The sequence below is a fragment of the Bradyrhizobium sp. GCM10028915 genome (assembly GCF_042666195.1).
GTDB classification, from domain to species: domain Bacteria; phylum Pseudomonadota; class Alphaproteobacteria; order Rhizobiales; family Xanthobacteraceae; genus Bradyrhizobium; species Bradyrhizobium canariense_D.
In genome coordinates, this window is sequence record NZ_JBHTFN010000008.1 from 24,806 (window position 1) to 41,998 (window position 17,193).

Below are 17,193 nucleotides of genomic sequence, written 5' to 3' on the forward strand. Positions count from 1 at the left end.
CGATTGCCATCTAGGCCACCTGGTTTTAAGATGCAACCACAAGAGCGCGTGAACGGTGACAGGACCGTGCGATCGCGAAAGGACCAGATCATGGTGAAACGGACGAGCTTCGAGGGGGACGCCTGCCCGATCGCGCGATCGCTGGAGGCGATCGGCGACCGGTGGTCCCTGCTGATCATCCGCGAGGCGCTGTTTGGGCTGCGCCGCTTCGGTGAGTTTCAGAGCAAGCTCGGCATGGCCAAGAACATCTTGTCGACGCGGCTGCGCGCGCTGGTCGATCACGGCATCCTGACCACGGCCCCCGCCTCCGACGGCAGCCCTTACGAGGAATATGTGCTGACGCCGAAAGGCCGCGGCGTCTTCCCGGTGTTGGTAGCGCTGCGCCAATGGGGCGAGGATTTCGACGATCGCCCGTCGGAGATCGCGACCATCCTGGTCGATCGCGAGAAAGGCCGACCGGTGAAGAAGCTCGAACTGCGCGCGGAGGACGGGCGATTGCTCAGCCTCACGGACACCTCGCTGAAGCCGCGGCCTGCGCCGCGGCGACGGTCAGCGGGATAGCGGTGCGCTGTCTCTTCAACGTCGTCCTGGCGACCGATTCCGCTCGGTCTTCGCGGCTACGACAGCCCGCGATTGCTCCGCAGGTTGACCCACTTTCATCGAAGGCGGGTCGGCATGTACCCGAGCGTCCCAACTCGCAATATGGCGTGGCGGACTTGTACAAGCCATCGACAGCGTCAAAGATGGCGAGGTCCCACCAAACTGGCACCACCATGCCCCTGCTCGCCATCACCTATTTTTCCATCTCGGGCACCACCGAGAAGCTGGCGCATGCGGTTGCGCGCGGAGCAGATGGCAAAGCGCAGGTCACGCTGTGTCGCATCACCGGCGGCGACATCGTGTCAGGCCGCTTTCAGAATGAGAGCTTACTGGAGACGATCGATGGCGCCGACGCAGTTGCGTTTGGCAGCCCGACCTATATGGGCGGGCCAGCCGCTCAATTCAAAGCGTTTGCCGATGCTTCAAGTGATCGATGGAGCCAGCAGCGCTGGGCCAACAAGATCGCAGCCGGGTTCACCACGGGCGCCTGCGCAAGCGGCGATCAACTCCACACACTGTCCTACTTTTCCATTCTGGCCGCGCAGCACGGCATGCTCTGGTGCGGACTGGATATTCCCGGTGGCGAGGATCCGAGCGGCCGCAATCGTTTGGGCAGCCAGCTTGGTCTGGCAACACACTTGATTGACGGCTCGTTGCCGGAGAGCGACCTCGGCACGGCCGCATATCTCGGCCTGCGATTGGCCAAAATGGCAAGCCGCAACGGCTAACCGCACCGTCGTTGGAGCAGTACATCGCCCCCTTCACGACAGCCTGCGCTTGCTCCTCAGCCGCAGATGCTCGTCCGCCTCGAGCTTGGTCATTCCCAGGAGATAATGCAGCACGTCGAGCCTGTGCCGTTCGGCAAGCTTGCGCAGGGCCCCGACCTGCTCGGCGATGAAGGCGACCGCCTCGTCGACGCCGCCCTCCCCCGGTTCCTCGTGACGCAAGCCTCCCCCCGCGCGCGATGCGGCGCCCGCCCGTTTCTTTCCTGGCTTAGTCACCAGCCCCCACCCGAATCCATGCCCCGCGGCAACATTACGCCGACATCGACCGCAACTCAAAGGTGGTATTTTGCAACTTTCTCGATATGAAACTTTTCCCATCGGGAGGGCTCTCAACAGCCCTCGATTTGACAGCGACGGCCTCACCACCCATGTTCGGGACGAAAGGGCCGACCCGAATCTCATCGAATTCGGCCCCAAATTTCCCCATAAGTTACTGGAACTACATGAATATCGTCATTGTGGAGTCGCCGGCGAAAGCCAAGACGATCAACAAGTATTTGGGCTCGTCCTACGAGGTTCTGGCCTCGTTTGGCCATGTCCGCGACTTGCCGGCAAAGAACGGCTCCGTCGATCCCGACGCCAATTTCAAGATGATCTGGGAGGTCGACCCCAAGGCGGCCGGCCGGCTCAACGACATTGCCAAGTCCCTCAAGAACGCCGATCGCCTGATTCTCGCCACCGACCCTGATCGCGAGGGCGAGGCCATCTCCTGGCACGTGCTGGAGGTCCTGAAAGAGAAGCGCGCGATCAAGGACCACAAGATCGAGCGCGTGGTGTTCAACGCCATCACCAAGCAGGCGGTGACGGACGCGATGAAGAATCCGCGCCAGATCGACGGTGCGCTGGTCGACGCCTATATGGCGCGCCGCGCGCTGGACTATCTGGTCGGCTTCACCCTCTCCCCCGTGCTGTGGCGCAAGCTGCCGGGCGCCCGCTCGGCGGGCCGCGTGCAGTCGGTGGCGCTGCGTCTGGTCTGCGACCGCGAGCTCGAGATCGAAAAGTTCGTTGCGCGCGAATACTGGTCGCTGATCGCGACCCTGCTGACGCCGCGCGGCGACGCCTTCGAGGCCCGTCTCGTCGGCGCCGACGGCAAGAAGATCCAGCGCCTCGACATCGGCACCGGCGCGGAAGCCGAAGACTTCAAGAAGGCGCTGGAAGCAGCCGCCTACGCGGTGACCGCGGTCGATGCCAAGCCGGCCCGCCGCAATCCGCAGGCCCCCTTCACCACCTCGACGCTGCAGCAGGAAGCCAGCCGCAAATACGGCTTTGCGCCGGCGCACACCATGCGCATCGCGCAGCGGCTCTATGAAGGCATCGACATCGGCGGCGAGACCACCGGACTCATTACTTATATGCGTACCGACGGCGTGCAGATCGACCCGTCCGCGATCACCCAGGCCCGCAAGGTGATCGGCGAGGATTACGGCAACGCCTATGTGCCGGACGCGCCGCGTCAGTACCAGGCCAAGGCCAAGAACGCCCAGGAAGCCCACGAAGCGATCCGGCCGACCGACATGTCGCGCCGTCCCGACAGCATGAGCCGCAAGCTCGAGTCCGACCAGGCGAGACTCTATGAACTGATCTGGAAGCGCACCATCGCGAGCCAGATGGAATCGGCCGAGCTGGAACGCACCACCGTCGACATCACGGCGAAGGTCGGCGGCCGCACGCTGGACCTGCGCGCCACCGGCCAGGTCGTCAAGTTCGACGGCTTCCTCGCACTTTACCAGGAAGGCCGCGACGACGAGGAGGACGAGGACTCCCGCCGCCTGCCCGCGATGAGCCCCAACGATGCGCTGAAGCGGCAGTCGCTCGCCGTCACCCAGCACTTCACCGAGCCGCCGCCGCGCTTCTCCGAGGCCTCGCTGGTCAAGCGCATGGAAGAGCTCGGCATCGGCCGGCCCTCGACCTATGCCTCGATCCTCCAGGTGCTGAAGGACCGCGGCTACGTCAAGCTCGAGAAGAAGCGCCTGCACGGCGAGGACAAGGGCCGCGTCGTAGTCGCGTTCCTCGAAAGCTTCTTTGCCCGCTACGTTGAATACGACTTCACCGCCAATCTGGAAGAGCAGCTCGACCGCATCTCCAACAACGAGATCTCCTGGCAGCAGGTGCTGAAGGATTTCTGGACCGGCTTCATCGGCGCGGTCGACGAGATCAAGGATTTGCGCGTCGCGCAGGTGCTCGACGTGCTCGACGACATGCTGGGACAGCACATCTACCCGCCCCGCACCGATGGCGGCGACATCAGGCAATGCCCCAGCTGCGGCAACGGGCGGCTCAATCTCAAGGCCGGCAAGTTCGGCGCCTTCGTCGGCTGTTCGAACTATCCGGAATGTCGCTACACCCGTCAGCTCGCCGCCGACGGCGAGGCAACGGCCGATCGTTCGCTCGGCCAGGACCCGGATACGGGCCGCGATGTCTGGGTCAAGGCCGGGCGGTTCGGCCCCTACATCCAGCTCGGCGAGCAGAAGGATTATGCGGAGGGCGAGAAGCCGAAGCGCGCAGGCATTCCGAAGGGGATGTCCCCTGGAGATGTCGAGCTCGAGCTTGCGCTCAAGCTGCTGTCGCTGCCGCGCGAGATCGGCAAGCATCCGGAAACCGGTGAGCCGATCACCGCGGGTCTCGGCCGCTTCGGGCCGTTCGTGAAGCACGAGAAGACTTATGCCAGCCTCGAGGCCGGCGATGAGGTGTTCGACATCGGCATCAACCGCGCGGTGACGCTGATCGCGGAGAAGATCGCCAAGGGCCCGAGCCGCCGCTTCGGCGCTGATCCCGGCAGGGCGATCGGCGATCATCCCACCCTCGGCACCGTCACGGTAAAGGGCGGCCGCTACGGCGCCTATGTCACCGCGGGTGGCGTCAATGCCACGATCCCGAGCGACATCGAGAAAGACGCCATCACGCTGCCGCAGGCAATCGCGCTGATCGACGAGCGTGCGGCCAAGGGCGGCGGCAAGAAGCCGAAGAAAGCGGCGAAGCCGGCCAAGGCCAAGAAGGCTGCGGCGAAGGCCGCCGACGGCGATGACGCCGCACCAAAAACCAAAAAGCCGGCCGCGAAGAAGGCGGCCAAACCCAAATCCGAATCCACCAGCAAGGCGCGCGCAGCCGTGTCGTCGACGGCCAAAACGTCACCGACCAAGGCAGCTGGCGCCAAAGCTCCGGCCAAGAAAAGTGCCGGCACCAAATAGAGGCTAAGTGAAACGCAAGAATGACCGTGGCTTTCCCGACAGGGCAGCCATCGTCGCCTTCATCAAGGCAAATCCCGGAAAGGTCGGAACCCGCGAAATTGCACGCGAGTTCGGCCTGAAGAACGCCGACCGCATCGAGCTCAAGCGCATGCTGCGCGAGCTCGCCGACGACGGGCTCGTCAAGAAAAAGCGCCATACGATTTCAGAGCCGGACAGCCTCCCGCCGACGCTGGTCGCCGACATTACCGGCCGCGACGCCGACGGCGAGCTGGTCGCCTCCCCCACTGAATGGGACGAGGTCGAAAGCGGCGAGCCGCCAAAGATCCTCATCACGATGCCGCGCCGGCCGAAGCCCGGCACCGCGGCCGGCGTTGGCGATCGCGCGCTGCTGCGGGTCGAGCGATCCGACGAGACCGAAGGCCCGGCCTATCGCGGCCACATCATCAAGGTTTTCGACAAGACCAAGAGCCGCATCCTCGGCGTCTTCCGCAGCCTGCCCGAAGGCGGCGGACGGATCATCCCGGTTGACAAGAAGTCCGCCGACCGCGAGCTGAACATCGCCCCGACTGAGACGCACGGCGCGCAGGACGGCGATCTCGTCAGCGTCGACATCATCCGCTCGCGCGGCGTTGGGCTGGCGTCAGGCCGCGTCAAGGAGAAGCTCGGCTCGGTCAAGTCGGAGAAGGCGATCAGCCTGATCGCGATCTACGCGCACGACATCCCGCTACAATTCCGTCCCGCGGCAGAGCGCGAAGCCGAAGCGGCGGAGCCGGCCAATTTGAAGGGGCGCGAGGACTGGCGCGATGTGCCGCTGGTCACCATCGATCCGCCGGATGCCAAGGATCACGACGACGCGGTACACGCGCAGCCGGATCCTGATCTCAACAACAAGGGCGGCTTCATCGTCGATGTCGCCATCGCCGATGTGAGCTTCTACGTGCGACCGGGCACCGCGCTCGACCGCGATGCGCTCGATCGCGGCAACTCGGTCTATTTCCCCGACCGCGTCGTGCCGATGCTGCCCGAGCGCATCTCCAACGATCTCTGCTCGCTGGTGCCGGGCGAGCCGCGCGGCGCGCTCGCGGTGCGGATGATCATCGCGCCGGACGGGCGGAAACGGTCGCACAGCTTCCACCGCATCCTGATGCGCTCCGCAGCCAAGCTGAACTATGCGCAGGCGCAGGCCGCGATCGACGGAAGGCCGGACGACACCACCGGCCCCCTGCTCGATCCGATCCTGAGGCCGCTTTATGCCGCCTATGCCTGCGTCAAGCGCGCGCGCGACGAGCGCGATCCGCTCAATCTCGATCTGCCCGAGCGCAAGATCCTGCTCAAGCCCGACGGCACGGTCGACCGCGTCGTCGTGCCCGACAGGCTCGACGCGCACAAGCTGATCGAGGAGTTCATGATCCTCGCCAATGTCGCGGCAGCCGAGATGCTCGAGAAGAAGTCGCTGCCGCTGATCTACCGGGTGCATGACGAGCCGACCCTGGAAAAGGTCCACGCGCTCGCGGAATTCCTGGCGACGCTGGACGTTCCGTTCGCGAAAGGCGGCGCGCTGCGCCCCGCTCTGTTCAACCGCGTGCTGGCGCAGCTCGAAGGCCACGACCACTTTCCGCTGGTCAGCGAGGTCGTGCTGCGCGCCCAGGCACAGGCCGAATACTCTTCGGAGAATTACGGTCATTTCGGCCTGAATTTGCGCCGCTATGCGCATTTCACCTCGCCGATCCGCCGCTACGCCGACCTTGTCGTGCACCGTGCGCTGGTTCGCGCGCTCGGCCTCGGCGAAGGCGCGCTGCCCGACACCGAGACGCCGGAAACGTTGAGCGAGGTCGCAGCTCATATCTCAGTGACCGAGCGGCGCGCGATGAAAGCGGAGCGCGAGACCGTCGACCGCCTGATCGCCCATCACCTCGCCGACCGCATCGGTTCGAGCTTCCAGGGCCGCGTCTCCGGCGTCACGCGCGCCGGCCTGTTCGTCAAGCTCGCCGAGACCGGCGCCGACGGCCTGATCCCGATCCGATCCCTCGGCACGGAATATTTCAACTATGACGAGGGCCGCCACGCCCTGGTCGGCACGCGCAGCGGCACCATGCATCAGCTCGGTGATGTCGTCGACGTCCGCCTGATCGAGGCGGCTCCGATCGCAGGCGCATTGCGCTTCGAGCTGCTGTCCTCGTCCGGCGAGACCGCACCGCGGGGCCGCAGGTCCTCCGGTCCGCAACGCCGCCCCTCGTTCAAGGCGCACCCCGGGCGCAGTCCCGACAAGAAGCGCAAGCCGGACAAGCCGAAGAAGCCCGGCAAGGGGAAAACGGCCAAGGGAAAAAGCAAGGGCAAGGGCCAGAAGGGCAAGGCATGGTGACGACGAGCACGGCGCCGAAGATCTGGACCCGCGACACCGGCCTCGTCGAGAAGCGCGACGTCTTTGCTGCGATGAGGCGCGGCTTTCGCGGCCGCTGCCCGCGCTGCGGCGAGGGAAAGCTGTTCCGCGCCTTCCTGAAGACCTCGGATAACTGCTCCGTCTGCGGCCTCGATGTCACGCCGCATCGGGCAGACGATTTGCCAGCCTATCTCGTCATCGTCATTGTCGGGCACATCGTGGTGCCGACTATTCTGTGGATCGAGACCAACTATACGACGCCGGTCTGGATCAGCTTCGCGGCCTATCTGCCCTTCACCTTCGTCGCCTCGCTGGCACTGCTGCAGCCGGTGAAGGGAGCCGTGGTCGGATTGCAATGGGCTCTGCGCATGCACGGGTTTGACGAGAACCCGACGGATGGTATTCCGCCGGTGTAAGCAAAATAAACAAGAATTGGTTTGGGTGAGGACATGACGGATACGTCGCAGGCAGCCGACAAGGCAAAGATCCACGAGGGCAAGGAAGCCGATCATCATCCCTATTTCCGCCCTAGGGATGCCGCGACACTGATCCTGGTCGACCGCAGCGGAGCCATTCCAAAAGTTCTGGTCGGCAAGCGCCACGACAAGGTGGTGTTCATGCCCGGAAAGTTCGTTTTTCCCGGCGGCCGCGTCGACAAGGACGATTATCGCGTACCATGCGCGGCGCCGATCACCGCCGAACTGGAAGCCAATCTCGCCAAGGGCAGCCCGAAGACGCCGGCCTCCCGCGCAAAATCGCTGGCGATCGCCGCGATCCGCGAGGCCTGCGAGGAAACGGGTCTCTGCCTCGGACGCAAGGCCGAGGTGAAGACAAAACTCGAAGGCGCCTGGAAGCCGTTCGCGGATGCGGGCCTGTTGCCGGATCCCTCCAGCCTGTTCCTGATCGCGCGCGCGATCACCCCGCCCGGCCGCGTCAAGCGGTTCGACACGCGCTTCTTCACGGCGGACGCCTCCGCGATCACCCATCGCGTCGACGGCGTGATCCATGCCGATGCAGAGCTTGTCGAGCTGGTCTGGGTCGAGCTCGGCTCGAAGCCGCTCGCCGATCTGCATCCGATGACGCGCAATGTGCTCAACGAGCTCGACGCGCGCCTTGCCACCGGCCCGCTCCGCCACGATGCGCCGGTGCCGTTCTTCCATTTCTACGGCGGCAAGATGCAGAAGGATATTTTGAGCTGATCAGTTCGTGCCGTCCGCGTCGGGCTCGGTGCCGACATAGTCGCGCGCGGGAAGGTTCAGCACTCGCCCGAGCTCGCTGGCGAAGCGACTGGCTCCGTCGCGCTTGGTGAAGCTCATCAGCGTGATCAGCTCGGTCCCTTTGTTGCCGCAGAGATTGACATCGTATGTCGTCAGCTCCGGATCGTCCTCGTCGGTAATGCTGATGAAATGATAATAGGCGAGATCGCGATGCTTGCGAAAATTCAGCGGGCCGAACTGCCTGGTGATGACGATCTGGCGCAGCGTCTCGTTCAGCACGACGAAGGTGCGAAAGGTGAGCAGGATGATTCCGGGGATGCCGACGAGCAGCCCGAGTCCAGTGAACACCAGCACCGGCATGAGATCATCGGCGAGCCGCCCAAAACCGGAGAAATCCTGCCGCAGGCCGAGCGCGACATTCCACAGCAGATAGAAGCTCGCCGCCAGCAGCGGCAATGACAGCAGCCGCCCGACCCAGGGCATGGGCCGGTCGATGCGGACGATGCGCCCGTCCACGGTCATTGCACCTGCCATCGAAGGTCTCCTCGGGAGCGAAAGTCATGGCTTGGTCGGAGTGAGCCGTGGATCGGTTCGATGGGACTCCCCCGTCATTCCGGGCGCGGCCCGGAATGACGCGAATGTGCTGAGGGCGTCGCGAAAAACAAAATAATCTTCCTGCCTCCCCTGATGGCGGAGTTCCGCGGCGTGCCTATGTCTTCCGGAACGACACCAAGAACGGACACCGGGCGATGGCACAACGGCAACTCAAGCTTGGCGCGTTCATGCGCCCGATCAGCATCCACACCGGCGCCTGGCGCTATCCCGGGGCCTGGCCGGACGCCAATTTCAACTTCGGCCACATCAAGACGCTGATCCAGAAGCTCGAGGCCGGCAAGTTCGACGCCTTCTTCATGGCCGATCACCTCGCCGTGCTGAACATGCCGGTCAATGCGCTCAAGCGCAGCCACACGGTCACCTCGTTCGAACCCTTCACGCTGTTGTCGGCGCTCTCGGCCGTCACCGAGCGGATCGGCCTGATCGCGACGGGCTCGACCACGTTCGACGAGCCCTATCACGTCGCACGGCGCTTCGCCTCGCTCGACCATCTCAGCGGCGGGCGGGCGGGCTGGAACATCGTCACCACCTCGAACCCGGATGCGGCGCTGAATTTCGGCCTCGACGACCACATGGAGCACGCCGAGCGCTACAAGCGCGCCCGCGAGTTCTACGACGTCGTCACGGGCCTGTGGGATTCCTTTGCCGACGACGCCTTCGTGCGCGACGTCGAAAGCGGCGTGTTCGTCGATCCCGCCAAGATGCATGTGCTCGACCATCACGGCAAATATCTGAAGGTGCGCGGTCCCCTCAACATCGCCCGCCCGGTCCAGGGCTGGCCGGTGATCGTGCAGGCCGGCGCCTCCGAGGACGGCAGGCAGCTTGCCGCCGAGACCGCGGAAGCCGTCTTCACCGGCGGCGGCAGCCTTGCCGACAGCCAGAAACTCTATGCCGATATCAAGGGCCGCATGGAGAAGGTCGGCCGCGATCCTGAACACCTCAAGATCCTGCCCGGCGCCTTCGTCGTGGTCGGCGACAGCGTCGACGAGGCCAAGGAGAAACGCGCGCTGCTCGACAGCCGCGTGCATTACGACAGCGCCATCGCCTCGCTCTCGGTCATCCTCGGCACGGATGCCTCCGGCTTCGATCCGGATGGGCAATTGCCGGAAATCCCGGAGACCAATGCCAGCAAGAGCGGTCGCCAGCGCATGGTCGACCTCGCGGCCCGCGACAAGCTCACGGTGCGCCAGCTCGCCCAACGCGTCGGCGGCTATGGCGGGCTATCCTTCGTCGGCACGGCCAAAACCATCGCCGACCAGATGGAGGAATGGCTGGTCGGGTGCGGCTCCGACGGCTTCAACATCATGTTCCCGTTCCTGCCTGCCGGCCTCGACGATTTCGTCGACAAGGTGGTCCCGGAGCTGCAGCGCCGCGGGATTTTCCGGAAAGAGTACGAAGGGCCCACTTTGAGAGAGAATCTGGGCCTGCCTCGGCCCAAAAACCGGTTCTTCGAGGCGTAATCGGCCTGATTTGGGTGCTTTTCGAGCCCTAAAATCTTGACATCAGGCGGTTTCTGGCTAGGTTGCCGGCCAACGCGGGCCATTTGGCCGGCTCCAGATTCCCTTCATTCCTGAGGTTCTGAACATGGCCAAAGCGGTCACCATCAAGGTCAAGCTCGTGTCCTCGGCCGACACTGGCTTCTACTACGTCGCCAAGAAGAATTCGCGCACCATGACCGACAAGCTGGTCAAGAAGAAGTACGACCCCGTGGCGCGCAAGCACGTCGAATTCCGCGAAGCCAAGATCAAGTAAGATCGCGGAACGTAGAAGACTTTTGCGGGGCCCTTTCGGGTCCCGTTTTATTTTGGCCCCTCTCTCGTGTCCGGATACGCAGCAGCGCCCCGTGGACGTGACGCTACGCTGCGAGCTGGGCACGAGGGCTGAGCTCGGCACAGCGAGTCATGGCCAGATTTTTTTCAACCCTCGGTTGCTCGCTCCCGAATGTATGTTACCGTGCACTTGCCGGGCGGAAATTTCCGTCCGGATTTGGAAGGACATGGTCATGAGATTCTCATCAAGCCTTGTCGTGCCTTCAACCATCGCTGTCTTGTCGACCGTCTTGCTGTGCGCGCCGGCAGCGTCGCAAATCCCAACCGGCTCCGCCGCCACGATTCCTCCCGTCACGGTCGACGCGCCGAAACAGGTGACAAGGCCGCACGTGTCGGAGCGAGGAGCAAACACAATTGCGCCGCGTCGGACTGCCTCAACAGCTCAAACGTCAGTCGCGCGAACGCCTTCGTATGCGCCGGGTTCTGTGATGGGGAGGATTGCCAGCCTGGAGAAAGTCGCCAGCAGCTGCAACGGTGGCTGTGCATCAAGCTTCCCAAGCGGCAAAGATCCCTGGGTTGGATGCAGCGTGTCGGGCGGCAACATAGACTACGGACCTTTCTCGCCGACCTGCCGAGACACCATCACCCACAAATCCTACCTGGACTGCGTCGAAACCAGGACGTTCCTGGGCGACAACCGAAACAAGGCTCACTGGTTGTGCAGCAGTCTGGCCGCCGGTAACAGGTTTAAGGTCGCCGATCTCAAGCGGTCAGGACGCACGCGTTAGTCCATCCCGTCCGCCGGCTTTCTGGCGCAGTTGAACTTAGCTCTCCTGTCGTAAGTTCGCGGACGTCACGGAGCTTGAATGGGCTTTTTCTGGCCCGTCTTGGGCGCTCGCGTGTCCCGGGCGCGCTGCAACGCGCAAGCGTTGCTGCGCAGAACCGGGACCCAGAAAGCCACACAATACAACCAGCGACTGGGCCCCGGCTCTGCAACGCACCGCTAAAGAAGCGCCGCGCTGCGCCGGGGCACGAGAGCGCGAGGAAGCGTGCTTCTGGAACTGTCGCCTCCGCTATGCGCTCCCGCTTCGGCTGATCACGCGAGACGATCAGGGCGCTGCGACTGCAACCGTTTCTTCGATGATCCTCAGTTGTCCATTTTCGCTGGTCAGTATGGATGAGTAATAACCGTGAAACGGACGGTCTCCTACCTTGGCCTCCCATGTTCCAGCGTTGAGGACAAAGCTCGCTGATCTGAAGGCCATGTTCCCTCCGTTGGGTTCGCTATTGTGAATTGATATCGCTCAGCTCCGTTCGACAACTGAGCGTTGCTGCACCTCAATAAGCGCGGCAAATAAGTCGTCTGCTAAACCTGCACTTCCGCTTTCGTACCCTGGCCATTTCGAACCAGACGCGGCTCCGTTCCCGCCAAAAGCCTTTGGATGTTGGCACGATGGCGGATGATCACGTAGAGGCCGCCTCCGATCACCAGCAACCGATACGGCAATGGGTGCTCGACCGCGCAGACAAGAACGATTGCCGTCAACGCCGCGAGCATCGAGCTCAAGGAAACGATCCTGGTCATAGCCAGCACGAGGCCAAAGACGGCTGCAGCCCCCAATCCGACGGGCCAAGACATCGCCAGCAACACACCGAGCGCCGCGGCAGCCGACTTGCCGCCCGTGAAGTTCAGCCAGATCGATCGGCTATGTCCCAACAGCACAGCAAGTCCAGCCAGACAAACAGCCCATGGCACCCAGACCTGCAGATCAGACGCTGTCGGCGGCGGGGATATTTCCGCGTACAGCCAAGGGCAGAACGAACGCGCGACGATGATGGCACCCACGCCCTTCAGCACATCGCCGACGAGCACGAACAAGGCAGGCCCTTTGCCGAGAGTGCGCAAGACATTCGTTGCCCCGGTGGACTTGGAGCCATGCCTTCGGATGTCGATGCCCCTGAGCAGCTTCCCCGCCAGATAGCCCGTGGGGACCGAGCCAAGGAGATAGGCGATCAACAACCCAACCGCGCCCGCTGTCCAAAAAGCCATGGGTTTTGGATCCAGTTTCCTGAACGCTGTTTTATCCCCGACTTCGTCTGACCGCTATACGTCACAAGTGGCCGATCACGGCCCCGAGGCTGCGACTGCGATCGAAGGTCTCTGCAGGTTGAAACGCGATGATAATGTCCGGCTGCCCCCGCGACGGGAAGGGTTCCTTTTTTCTCGCCGCCGGTGTTTCATCTGCGCGGCGGAGAACGGACATGCAGGGATCGCTGGGGGAAAAGATCGGTGAAGGCGCCTTCTCCGAGGCCTACGCCTGGGCGCCCGGTCAGGTCGTGAAGCTGTTTAAGGCCGGCGTCTCTCATCTGCTCGGCCGACACGAGGTACGCATGATCCGCGCCGTGCACGCCGCCGGCGTCCCCGTGCCGGCGGTGTTGGGAGAGGTGACGCTGGACGGGCGCTTCGGCATCGTGCTGGAGCGCCTCGACGGACCGACCCTGCGGCATCTCTCGCGGACCGGCGCGGTGACGTTCGAACAGGCGGGCGCGATCATCGCGGCTCTGGCCATGTCTCTTCACAAGACGTCGCCACCGCCGGAGCTCCCCTCCATGCGCGCGTATATGGAGAGCGAGTTGCGGCACGACGACGGCAAGGTCCCGAAGCACGTCGCCACTGACATCCTCACCCTGATCGATTGCCTGTCGACCGGCGGCGAGCTTTGCCATTGCGACCTTAGCCCCGGCAACGTGATCATGACTGCGGAAGGCCCCAAGCTCGTCGACTGGACCTTCGCGATGCGCGGGCCCGCCGCCCTCGATCTTGGGTTCTTGCATGTCATCCTGTCCGAGCTCGGCCCGGAAATAGCCGACAATCCGGAGCGGCCGCGCGCGACCAATGCGGCGGCGCAATCCGAATATGCGCGGCTGGCCGGCATGTCTCTGGCGGAGTTGACGGCGGCAATGGAGCCGTATTTGCCTATCGTCCGCACCTTCGTCGTCCTCGGAAACGTGGTGCCTGCGCTGCGGGAGCAACTGATCCAGCGCATCGAAGCGGGGCTGCGCGCGAAAGACTGAACCGTCCGCAACCTCGATTGTTCGCCGTCTCAAGGCGCTCTCGATCACCGAGCAAATCTCGGCAGCCAGTGGAGCCGTTTGGCACAATCGGGTTGTATCGGGAGGCGGCCCTCGCGCTTGGTACAGCCAAAATCGGCATTCTTGGTCCTGTTTTATAGCCGGGCGCAACGCATCTATTCGCTGACGACCGGCGACCGGAGCGATCCCGATCCATCAGGATGAGTGGGAGCCCCGGTCAATGCGGAGAGCGGAGATTGCGGACACGAAGACACGAGTTCCACACAGCCTGACATTCTGTGGATGCCGGTGCGTCCACGCTCTTTGCATTATTCGACCAAGAGACAAATGACCGAGGAGATAATTCCCATGAAGGCGATCGTTGTAACGGACCAGGCCGCAGGAAGGGCCGGGATGAAGCTCATGGACCGGCCCGAGCCGCAGGCAGCGATAAACGACGTCGTCGTTCAGGTTCATGCGTCGGGATTTGTACCGACTGAGCTGGCGTGGCCCTCGACCTGGACCGATCGCCTCGAACGTGACCGAACACCGTCGATCCCTGGGCACGAGCTGGCCGGAGTGGTCTCCGCCCTCGGATATGGCACAACGGGACTATCAGTCGGACAGCGGGTGTTCGGCCTCGCGGACTGGTATCGCGACGGCACGCTGGCCGAGTATGTGGCGATCGAGGCACGCAACCTTGCACCGCTGCCGGGCGACGTCGACTTTACGGTAGGTGCGAGTCTGCCGATCTCGGGCCTGACGGCGTGGCAAGGGCTGTTCCAACACGGCCGCCTTCAGGCGGGGCAAAGCGTCCTCGCACACGGCGCGGCCGGCGCAGTCGGATCGATGGTGACGCAACTCGCACGAGAGGCCGGCGCCTACGTCATCGGCTCTGGACGCGCCGCCGACCGTCAGACGGTGCTCGACTTCGGCGCGAAGGAGTTCGTCGACCTCGACAACGATACCCTGAAGGACGTGGGCAAAGTCGATCTGGTGTTCGATGTCATCGGCGGTGACATCCAGAAGCGATCCGCAGCACTGATCCGAGCCGGAGGAACATTGGTGACGATCGTGGGGCCGGCCGAGACGCGGCCCTCCGAGGGTCTGGCGGTCGACTTCGTCGTCGAGTCCGATCGAGCCCAACTGAGTGAGATCGTACGGCGGGTGCGGGACGGACGACTGCGGACGAATATCGGCAACGTCTCGACCCTGGATGATGCCGTCGCCGCGTTAAATCCGACCAAGCGACGCAAGGGGAATACGATTATCCACATTCGTCCCTGAGAGACGCACGCCCATTGATGCGCGCGACCGGCCGGCGATCACCAGCAGCTCGGATGCCCGCTGGATTATCCGCCGCGATGGAGACGAAGCATGCGCTTCCGCCCTGCCTAGGGCGTGTACTCATTAAGCGGCCGCCCGCCAGATGTCCGGTTTACCGCCAACATCGGCCGCAGACCTGAAGGCCTTCGAGGTCGCAGATGGGCCAATGGGAGACGTCACCGACGCCCAAACTTGACTGACGCAACACCGCGGCTAGCGAAGCGGGCGGGACCGGCTGAACAAGAAACCGCTGGGAGTGAACTTTCGGGCTACTGCGAGCGCGCTGGCCTCGCACGTTTCGAGCGCGATCTTCTGGGCCAGCATGACGTCGCCAATCGGAAGATCGCCAACGGGCAGGAAGCACAAGCCGATCTTTGGGCGACCGTTTTCGCCGATCTCGCAGACATTCGCAGCCGCTCCCGCATAGATCCTATAGCGGTTGCCCGTATCGCCGCCGACCACATCGAAATAGCCTGTTTGCGTGAATTGCCGCCGCTGGAGGGGCGAGAGGCAATGCCGCAGCAGCAGCAGCGCGCGTCCTTCGGGAGTGCTCTCGGCGCCGTGTCTAATGAACAGCGCCTTTGCAGCCCTCATCCGTGAGCGTTCACCCGGCCGGGACGGCCTGAACAGCCACACGGCTCAGCGATTCAGCCGCCGACCAGCCTGGGGAAGAAGAGAGTTTCTTCCGCAGTGGGGTCGAACGATCGGATCTGCGACACCTGATTTGAACCGGTCCGGACCGCGGCGGTGAAGCCGACGTTCCTCAGCTCGCGGAATCGCTGCTCCGCCTTGGCTACTTCTCGTGCATCGTTGGCGTCGAAAAAGTGACGGCTGTCGCCGGTACTGTCCATCACGACTTGGATCGGCATGCGGATCCCTCCTTGTTGCTTCATGACTGAATGTTGTCGAAGCTCCGAAACCGGCGCCGGAAGGCGCAACAAAATGGGCCCCAGCTCCCGGGGGGCAATGGGGGAAGAGCTGGGGCCCGACTGAATCACCCACTTGGGGATGGGCATTGGGAAAACTTGGTAACTGACGAGTCGTTCCAAACTGCCGTTCCGCCTACAAATGTTCAGCGGCCTCTGTCGTCCTTGCCGTTGGGACTACCATCGCCGCCGCCGTTACCCCAGCCATTGTTGCCGTGGTGATGGACCGCGCTCGCACCCGATTTAGCAATTGCATCGGACGTGAGGGAGGTGGAGAGCAGCAGCGTTAAGGCTGGAGGTGTCACCACCGCGAACTTTCCGCAGGTCTTCAGAAATTCGCGGCGGTCATCGTCTTCGTCGGGCATGGGTCTCTCCGGAGCTGGCACAGAGATTAAATACCTTAAATATTATTAAATCAATTGAACCATGTTAATAAGCCCGGTCACAAAGTGCGACAATAAGTTTCGTCCGGCTTCCCACTTTTCGGAACTCCCTCAGGGGCAGCGGACCGAAGCCCTCAAGCGTCGTCAGGTGCGCGGACCCGGCGCTCCAGGTCATCAGCAGGCAGGGTGGCTATGTTGAGCAGCCTGTGTCGGAGATCTAGTTCGCACTCAGGGACGAGTGGGCGATGTTCCGTGGCTAAGTGACCACTTTGAGCGATGGTTCGTTGGCTCGCTCGAGCAGGCACGTGTCTCGGCGCTGAATTCTTCGGCCATTTTGCGCTCCTAACATGCAGGCGGGAGCGCGGAATTGTCTCTCAGCCACCGACGCCTACGGTTAGACCCTCGGCCGGCGATGCGTATCAACGTGCGAAGTCGCTTATCATTGCTGGCGCTTCCCTGGCTCTCGTCCAAGGCGCGGTAAGTCAGCGCTTGGAGAGGTTTTAGGAGGAAGCCCACCATCCGTCGGGGAATGGCTCCAGCAAAGTCCGATTGACTTGGTTGTCGTTGTCAGGGGCTGATAGCGCCTGCATTCCAGCTTGGTGGCGCGCGGCGACGGAAGCGGACAGACAGGGCGCCTGGTTCACGAGTTCGAAGGCGGCGCGAAGCAGGATGTGTCAAGCGTAATGGAGGCACACTGCGGGCGCTTCGCTCTGCTTCTTCGACTAGACCTCGAATATATTCCAATTCTGAGAGCTGAGAGGTGAGTTCGCTAAGTCGTTGGGCATAAAGGATTGCGCGAGAGCTTCGCATGAATGTTCTCCCCTGCGCAAAAAACTATCGGGAAAAACCAGCAAATCAATTTAACTATGTTAACGGGCTCGGTCACGAAAGTGCGCCCATAAGTTGCTCCAAGGCTATTCGAGGCTTCGCTA

Annotated in this window: 16 protein-coding genes; 10 read left to right on the top strand and 6 right to left on the bottom strand. The window is 63.2% G+C overall.

All coding sequences use genetic code 11. The features are described from left to right. Positions 1-90 precede the first annotated feature (90 nt). Positions 91-561, top strand: coding sequence for a winged helix-turn-helix transcriptional regulator (locus tag ACFQX9_RS05955; RefSeq protein WP_377787172.1), 471 nt, complete (start codon positions 91-93; stop codon positions 559-561). A 212-nt stretch (positions 562-773) separates the two neighbouring features. Then, positions 774-1,328 (top strand): flavodoxin family protein, encoded by a 555-nt coding sequence (locus ACFQX9_RS05960; protein ID WP_085395633.1) that lies wholly within the window; start codon positions 774-776, stop codon positions 1,326-1,328. Positions 1,329-1,361: 33 nt separating this feature from the next. On the opposite strand, the gene ACFQX9_RS05965 is transcribed toward ACFQX9_RS05960, so the two are convergent. After that, positions 1,362-1,547 (bottom strand): hypothetical protein, encoded by a 186-nt coding sequence (locus tag ACFQX9_RS05965; RefSeq protein WP_377787174.1) that lies wholly within the window; start codon positions 1,545-1,547, stop codon positions 1,362-1,364. A 281-nt stretch (positions 1,548-1,828) separates the two neighbouring features. On the opposite strand from ACFQX9_RS05965, the gene topA reads away from it, so the two are divergent. Genes topA through ACFQX9_RS05985 form a run of 4 tightly spaced genes read left to right on the top strand, consistent with a single transcriptional unit; the run spans position 1,829 to position 8,152 of the window. After that, positions 1,829-4,573, top strand: a complete 2,745-nt coding sequence (gene topA, locus ACFQX9_RS05970; protein WP_085383371.1) for a type I DNA topoisomerase — start codon at positions 1,829-1,831, stop codon at positions 4,571-4,573. A 7-nt stretch (positions 4,574-4,580) separates the two neighbouring features. Continuing rightward, a complete protein-coding gene (rnr, locus tag ACFQX9_RS05975; protein ID WP_377787177.1) occupies positions 4,581-6,935 on the top strand; it encodes a ribonuclease R in 2,355 nt (784 codons plus the stop codon). Beyond that, positions 6,929-7,369 (top strand): DUF983 domain-containing protein, encoded by a 441-nt coding sequence (locus tag ACFQX9_RS05980; protein ID WP_085395631.1) that lies wholly within the window; start codon positions 6,929-6,931, stop codon positions 7,367-7,369. The genes rnr and ACFQX9_RS05980 overlap by 7 nt, the downstream gene beginning before the upstream one ends. A 33-nt stretch (positions 7,370-7,402) precedes the next feature. Further along, positions 7,403-8,152 carry an NUDIX hydrolase gene (locus tag ACFQX9_RS05985; RefSeq protein ID WP_085351448.1) on the top strand — a complete coding sequence of 250 codons (750 nt, stop codon included), beginning with the start codon at positions 7,403-7,405 and terminating at the stop codon, positions 8,150-8,152. On the opposite strand, the gene ACFQX9_RS05990 is transcribed toward ACFQX9_RS05985, so the two are convergent. After that, positions 8,153-8,704: a hypothetical protein gene (locus ACFQX9_RS05990; protein ID WP_377787181.1), complete on the bottom strand. Its 552-nt coding sequence runs from the start codon at positions 8,702-8,704 to the stop codon at positions 8,153-8,155. It lies immediately after the preceding gene. 215 nt (positions 8,705-8,919) lie between these two features. On the opposite strand from ACFQX9_RS05990, the gene ACFQX9_RS05995 reads away from it, so the two are divergent. Together ACFQX9_RS05995 and rpmG are read left to right on the top strand one after the other, a co-directional pair. Then, complete coding sequence (locus ACFQX9_RS05995; protein ID WP_247338478.1) at positions 8,920-10,245, top strand: LLM class flavin-dependent oxidoreductase; 1,326 nt, start codon at positions 8,920-8,922, stop codon at positions 10,243-10,245. A 124-nt stretch (positions 10,246-10,369) separates the two neighbouring features. After that, positions 10,370-10,537: a 50S ribosomal protein L33 gene (rpmG, locus tag ACFQX9_RS06000; RefSeq protein WP_007603295.1), complete on the top strand. Its 168-nt coding sequence runs from the start codon at positions 10,370-10,372 to the stop codon at positions 10,535-10,537. A gap of 1,383 nt (positions 10,538-11,920) precedes the next feature. Here rpmG and plsY read toward each other — a convergent pair. Next, positions 11,921-12,604 carry a glycerol-3-phosphate 1-O-acyltransferase PlsY gene (gene plsY, locus ACFQX9_RS06005; RefSeq protein WP_377787189.1) on the bottom strand — a complete coding sequence of 228 codons (684 nt, stop codon included), beginning with the start codon at positions 12,602-12,604 and terminating at the stop codon, positions 11,921-11,923. 212 nt (positions 12,605-12,816) lie between these two features. Here plsY and ACFQX9_RS06010 point away from each other — a divergent pair, with 212 nt between their 5' ends. Both ACFQX9_RS06010 and ACFQX9_RS06015 read left to right on the top strand, forming a co-directional pair. Further along, entirely contained in the window at positions 12,817-13,629 is an 813-nt protein-coding gene (locus tag ACFQX9_RS06010) for an aminoglycoside phosphotransferase family protein (protein ID WP_247483025.1), read from the top strand. Between the two features lie 366 nt (positions 13,630-13,995). Next, positions 13,996-14,913, top strand: a complete 918-nt coding sequence (locus ACFQX9_RS06015) for an NADP-dependent oxidoreductase (protein ID WP_247369719.1) — start codon at positions 13,996-13,998, stop codon at positions 14,911-14,913. 252 nt (positions 14,914-15,165) lie between these two features. On the opposite strand, the gene ACFQX9_RS06020 is transcribed toward ACFQX9_RS06015, so the two are convergent. The 3 genes from ACFQX9_RS06020 to ACFQX9_RS06030 form a co-directional block, all read right to left on the bottom strand. Beyond that, positions 15,166-15,546 carry a hypothetical protein gene (locus ACFQX9_RS06020; RefSeq protein WP_018455151.1) on the bottom strand — a complete coding sequence of 127 codons (381 nt, stop codon included), beginning with the start codon at positions 15,544-15,546 and terminating at the stop codon, positions 15,166-15,168. Positions 15,547-15,599: 53 nt separating this feature from the next. Beyond that, complete coding sequence (locus ACFQX9_RS06025; protein WP_026232889.1) at positions 15,600-15,821, bottom strand: hypothetical protein; 222 nt, start codon at positions 15,819-15,821, stop codon at positions 15,600-15,602. Positions 15,822-16,024: 203 nt separating this feature from the next. Then, positions 16,025-16,243, bottom strand: a complete 219-nt coding sequence (locus ACFQX9_RS06030; protein WP_377787195.1) for a hypothetical protein — start codon at positions 16,241-16,243, stop codon at positions 16,025-16,027. Positions 16,244-17,193 lie beyond the last annotated feature (950 nt).

Bases quoted from the DNA above. Each gene is read 5' to 3' on its own strand.
- ACFQX9_RS06010 (WP_247483025.1), top strand. From the start codon at position 12,817: ATGCAGGGATCGCTGGGGGAAAAGATCGGTGAAGGCGCCTTCTCCGAG.
- ACFQX9_RS05985 (WP_085351448.1), top strand. From the start codon at position 7,403: ATGACGGATACGTCGCAGGCAGCCGACAAGGCAAAGATCCACGAGGGC.
- ACFQX9_RS05990 (WP_377787181.1), bottom strand. From the start codon at position 8,704: ATGGCAGGTGCAATGACCGTGGACGGGCGCATCGTCCGCATCGACCGG.
- plsY (WP_377787189.1), bottom strand. From the start codon at position 12,604: ATGGCTTTTTGGACAGCGGGCGCGGTTGGGTTGTTGATCGCCTATCTC.
- ACFQX9_RS05955 (WP_377787172.1), top strand. From the start codon at position 91: ATGGTGAAACGGACGAGCTTCGAGGGGGACGCCTGCCCGATCGCGCGA.
- topA (WP_085383371.1), top strand. From the start codon at position 1,829: ATGAATATCGTCATTGTGGAGTCGCCGGCGAAAGCCAAGACGATCAAC.
- ACFQX9_RS06020 (WP_018455151.1), bottom strand. From the start codon at position 15,546: ATGAGGGCTGCAAAGGCGCTGTTCATTAGACACGGCGCCGAGAGCACT.
- ACFQX9_RS05980 (WP_085395631.1), top strand. From the start codon at position 6,929: ATGGTGACGACGAGCACGGCGCCGAAGATCTGGACCCGCGACACCGGC.
- ACFQX9_RS06025 (WP_026232889.1), bottom strand. From the start codon at position 15,821: ATGCCGATCCAAGTCGTGATGGACAGTACCGGCGACAGCCGTCACTTT.
- ACFQX9_RS06015 (WP_247369719.1), top strand. From the start codon at position 13,996: ATGAAGGCGATCGTTGTAACGGACCAGGCCGCAGGAAGGGCCGGGATG.
- rpmG (WP_007603295.1), top strand. From the start codon at position 10,370: ATGGCCAAAGCGGTCACCATCAAGGTCAAGCTCGTGTCCTCGGCCGAC.
- ACFQX9_RS05960 (WP_085395633.1), top strand. From the start codon at position 774: ATGCCCCTGCTCGCCATCACCTATTTTTCCATCTCGGGCACCACCGAG.
- ACFQX9_RS05995 (WP_247338478.1), top strand. From the start codon at position 8,920: ATGGCACAACGGCAACTCAAGCTTGGCGCGTTCATGCGCCCGATCAGC.
- ACFQX9_RS06030 (WP_377787195.1), bottom strand. From the start codon at position 16,243: ATGCCCGACGAAGACGATGACCGCCGCGAATTTCTGAAGACCTGCGGA.